Annotated in this window: 3 protein-coding genes and 1 pseudogene; all 4 read left to right on the top strand. The window is 41.0% G+C overall.

The features are described 5' to 3' along the window. On the top strand, nt 1-266 hold a 266-nt coding region (locus tag AC075J_RS03575; protein WP_476390012.1), incomplete at its 5' end, for a response regulator. 82 nt (nt 267-348) lie between these two features. Continuing rightward, nucleotides 349-3,174, top strand: coding sequence for a transporter substrate-binding domain-containing protein (locus tag AC075J_RS03570; RefSeq protein WP_476390011.1), 2,826 nt, complete (start codon nt 349-351; stop codon nt 3,172-3,174). A 52-nt stretch (nt 3,175-3,226) separates the two neighbouring features. Further along, the gene (locus AC075J_RS03565; RefSeq protein ID WP_118331513.1) at nt 3,227-3,424 is read left to right on the top strand and encodes a hypothetical protein; all 198 of its coding nucleotides are present in this window, start codon (nt 3,227-3,229) and stop codon (nt 3,422-3,424) included. An 85-nt stretch (nt 3,425-3,509) separates the two neighbouring features. After that, nucleotides 3,510-4,541: pseudogene (locus AC075J_RS03560) on the top strand (HD domain-containing phosphohydrolase); the annotation flags it as partial. Between the last annotated feature and the right edge of the window lie 14 nt (nt 4,542-4,555).

Below are 4,555 nucleotides of genomic sequence, written 5' to 3'. Positions count from 1 at the left end.
ACATGATCCTGATGGATGTGCAGATGCCTGTTATGAATGGTTATGATGCAACGAAGGCAATCCGCAGAAGCTCCCATGAACTGGCAAAGAAGATTCCAATCATTGCCATGACTGCCAATGCATTCTCGGAGGACATTCAGCATTCTCTGGCAGCCGGTATGAATGCACATGTTTCAAAACCGGTTGAGATGAAGGTACTGGAAAAGACGATCAGAAGCATAAAATCCGGTGGGGGGGGTACCGAACCGCAGGTTATTGAACAGTGACAAATGGATTTGATGCGGCAGTGCAATTTTATTAAACCAGGAGATGTATAGAGAAATATATTTGACAGACAGGAGATTTAATATGATTTCGAGAGCAAAGAAATATGTGGCAGTATTACTGGCTTTTGTATGCGTGTGTATGATATTTTCTCCCCAGACTGCATATGCAGCCGAGGACAGTTCGCAGCATGAAACTGTCAAAGTCGGTTTCTTTGCCATGGATGGTTATCATGTGATGGATGAAGAAGGCAACCGCAGTGGGTATGGCTATGATTTTCTTCGGCTGATGGCCCGTTATTGGGATGTAGATTACGAATATATCGGATATGATAAGAGCTGGGATGATATGCAGCAGATGCTTGAAGATGGCGAGATTGATATGGTAACATCTCCCCGCAAAACACCGGAAAGAGAAGAAAAGTTTGATTTTTCACGTCCGATCGGAACCAATAATGGGATTCTGACCGTCCGCAGTGACAACAGTACGATTGTGGATGGCAATTACAGTACTTACAACGGTATGCGTGTGGCACTTTTGAACGGAAGCACACGAGATAAAGAGTTTGCGGATTTTGCAGGCAATAAAGGATTTACATATGATCCATTTTATTTTGATACGACAGAAGAGATGGAGGAAGCTCTTCAGAGCGGAAATGTTGATGCTATTGCTGCCACTTCTATGAGAAAAACAAATAATGAGCGTATCGTGGATAAATTTGACAGCAGCGATTTCTATGTCATTGTTAAAAAAGGTAATACAGAATTGCTGAATGAGATCAATTATGCAATCGACCAGATGAATGCAGTTGAGGGTGACTGGAAAACGACACTTTATAATAAAAATTATGAAAGCATAGAAACTAAGAATCTGGAATATACGGAGAAAGAAAAAAGTATTATTTCACAGTATTCCAAGGACAACCCGCTTCATGTTCTGTGTGATCCGACCCGTTATCCATATTCTTATAATGAAAATGGTGAGATGAAGGGTATTATCCCGGATTACTTCCGGAAAATTGCAGACTATGCCGGGATTTCCTATAAGTTTCTTACACCTGCCACCAGAGATGAGTATATTGCCTATCAGAAAAATAAGGAAACCACAGATATGAGCATCGATGCGCGCCTGGAAACAGATAACTATGCTGAGACGAAAAAATGGGGGATTACTGCACCTTTCATTACGATGCAGCTGGCAAGGGTGACACGGCGTGACTTTGATGGAAAAATTAATGTTGTTACTACTGTTGACCAGACAGCATCAAATTCAATTGAAGATGCAATGGCACCCGGTGCAGAAAAACTGATGTGCAGTACCCGACAGGAAATGATGGAAGCTGTCCGTGAGGGTAAAGCAGATGCTGCCTTCGTCTACTATTACATGGCACAGGCGTTTTTGAACAGTGACACTACGGGCACCATGACATATACTCTGCTGGAACAGCCTACATTCACCTACCGCATGGTAATTTCATCAACTGAGAACCATGCGCTGGCTGGTATTCTGACGAAAGCAATGTATGCCATGCCCCAAAATCTTGTTGAAGATCTTGCAGCACAGTATACCACATACAAAGCAACAGAGCTGACATTTGTTGACTGGATCCGTCTGCATCCTGCTGTTACTGTTTGGGTTCTTCTTATTTTTGGATGGCTGCTGACTACTATGGCTGTGACAATGGTGCGTCTCAGTGCAAGAAAAAAAGCTCAGAAGGCGGACCAGGAGAAAGCTGAGGAAATGGCGGAACTGGCAGAGCATGCACAGGCTGCAAACAAGGCAAAAACAGCATTTCTGTCACATATGTCCCATGATATGAGGACACCGATGAATGCAATCATAGGATTTACCGGTATTGCAATGAAAAACAATCCGTCAGACGAAGTGAAAAATTGTCTGGAAAAGATTGACGAAAGCTCAGAGCATTTACTGTCGCTGATCAATGATGTATTAGATCTGACCCGCATCGAAAGTGGAAAAGTGAAATACAATCCGGTACCGGCGGATGTGAAAAACATTACAGATTCTGCATTGGATATTACAAAAGGCTTTCTTACGAACAGGGATATCAACTTTAAGATTCAGCGTGAAGAAGCAAAGATTCCAAATGTACTTGTGGATCCTGCACGCCTGCGTGATGTGCTGGTCAATATTCTGAGCAATGCCGTGAAGTTCACTCCGGATGGAGGGACGATTACATTTGAAGCCCGGTGTCAGGAAAAGGGCGGGGATGGATATATAAATATGCATTACCGCATTTCGGATACTGGTATTGGCATGAGTGATGAATTTACAAAAGAAGTTTTTGAGGAATTTGCACAGGAAGATTCCGGTGTGAGAACGCAGTACCATGGAGTTGGACTGGGGATGGCTATCGTAAAGAAGTATGTAGATATGATGGGTGGAACCATTTCCGTGCAGAGTAAAAAGCATGAGGGAACCACATTTACTGTGGATATTCCTTTGGAAATTACAGATAAGGAATGTAATAAGTCAGACACAGGTATTTCTGAAAAGGTGAATCTTACAGGTGTGAATGTCCTTCTTGCAGAGGATAATGAACTGAATGCAGAGATTGCTGCCGTGCAGTTGGAAGAGTTCGGGATGAATGTAGAAAGAGCTGTGGATGGAAAGAATGCTGTTGAGATTTTCAGAAATCATCCGGAAGGCACATTTGATGTAATACTGATGGATATCATGATGCCTGAAATGAATGGTTATGAAGCAGCAAAAGCAATCAGGGCAATGAATGACAGACCGGATGGAAAAAACATTCCTATTATAGCAATGACAGCTAATTCATTTGCAGAAGATGTTCAGGCATCGCTGGATGCAGGAATGAACGCACATCTGTCAAAGCCGATTGTGATTGATGAAGTTATAAAAACGATTATAAGGTATGTATCATAATTGATTAGCAGAGGTTCATGAATTAGTGGAATACAATTGACAGGACTAAAATATGACAATGAGAGAGTGCTATGAAGCTATTGGAGGAAACTATGAAGATGTCCTGGGGCGCCTTCACAGCGAAGCACTGATTCGGAGATTTACATTAAAGTTCCTTGAAGATCAGAGTTATATACAGTTAAAACAGGCATTGGAAAAAGTACCAGAAGTATATGAGATGACGATTGAAGGAATAAAGAAGGGACTGTAGCATTAAGTGATGCGACATGACTTTCTGTCTTGGATCAAGTGCTTGGAACATCATAAAAAACGAGTGGATAAAGGTAATAAAAAATATGGATAAAAGACAAAAAATCCTGATTGTAGATGATGCAAAATTTAACAGGGACATATTGAAGGAGATTCTTGGAGATGCTTATAACTATCTGGAAGCCGAAAACGGAAATCAGGCAATCCAGATGATAGGAGAAAATATTGGAATTGATCTGATGCTTTTAGATATCAATATGCCACAGATGAATGGTTTTGAAGTCTTGAAAATAATGAAAAGAAGCCAGTGTATTGCTGAAACTCCTGTAATCATGATATCTTCTGAAGATGCTGTTGATACTATGCGTAAGGCATATGAACTGGGAATCACAGATTATATCACACGACCGTTTGATTCTGTGATTGTAAAGAAAAGAGTTCAGAATACCTTGGACCTCTATATGAATCAAAAGCATCTGATAAATGTGGTTTATGATCAGGTTTACGAAAAAGAAGAAAATAATAATATCATGATCCGGATTATGAGTAATATATTGGGATCCCGTAACAGCGAGAGCAGAGAACACATCCTGCATATTAAAACAGCAACGGAGATGATGCTGAGACAACTGGTAAAATTAACAGATGCTTATCCTTTGACAGAGGCAGATATTGCTTTGATTACAACTGCTTCTTCCCTTCATGATATTGGTAAGATTCGTATTCCGGAAGAAATATTGAATAAGCCAGGCAGACTTACAGATGAAGAATTTAAAATTATGAAAACCCATAGTGAGCTTGGTGCAGCTATAATTAAGGATATGGACTTTCCGCAAGATCATCCACTGGTACATACCGCATGGGAAATCTGCAGGTGGCACCATGAAAGATGGGACGGAAAGGGCTATCCGGATGGCTTAAAAGGTGAAGAGATACCAATCTCCGCGCAGGTGGTATCGATTGTTGATGTTTATGATGCACTCACCAGTGAAAGGTGTTACAAGAAAGCATTTGATCATGATACAGCGATTCAAATGATCCTGGATGGGCAATGCGGTCAGTTTAATCCCATCCTCCTTAAGTGTTTGAAAGAACTGAGTACTCAGCTTTCAAAATTATGGTAAAGAGATAG

This window comes from Blautia sp. ZXY-1-C6, from assembly GCF_056339875.1.
This window is presented reverse-complemented; position numbering and strand designations above follow the sequence as displayed.

Bases quoted from the DNA above. Each gene is read 5' to 3' on its own strand.
- AC075J_RS03570 (WP_476390011.1), top strand. From the start codon at position 349: ATGATTTCGAGAGCAAAGAAATATGTGGCAGTATTACTGGCTTTTGTA.
- AC075J_RS03565 (WP_118331513.1), top strand. From the start codon at position 3,227: ATGACAATGAGAGAGTGCTATGAAGCTATTGGAGGAAACTATGAAGAT.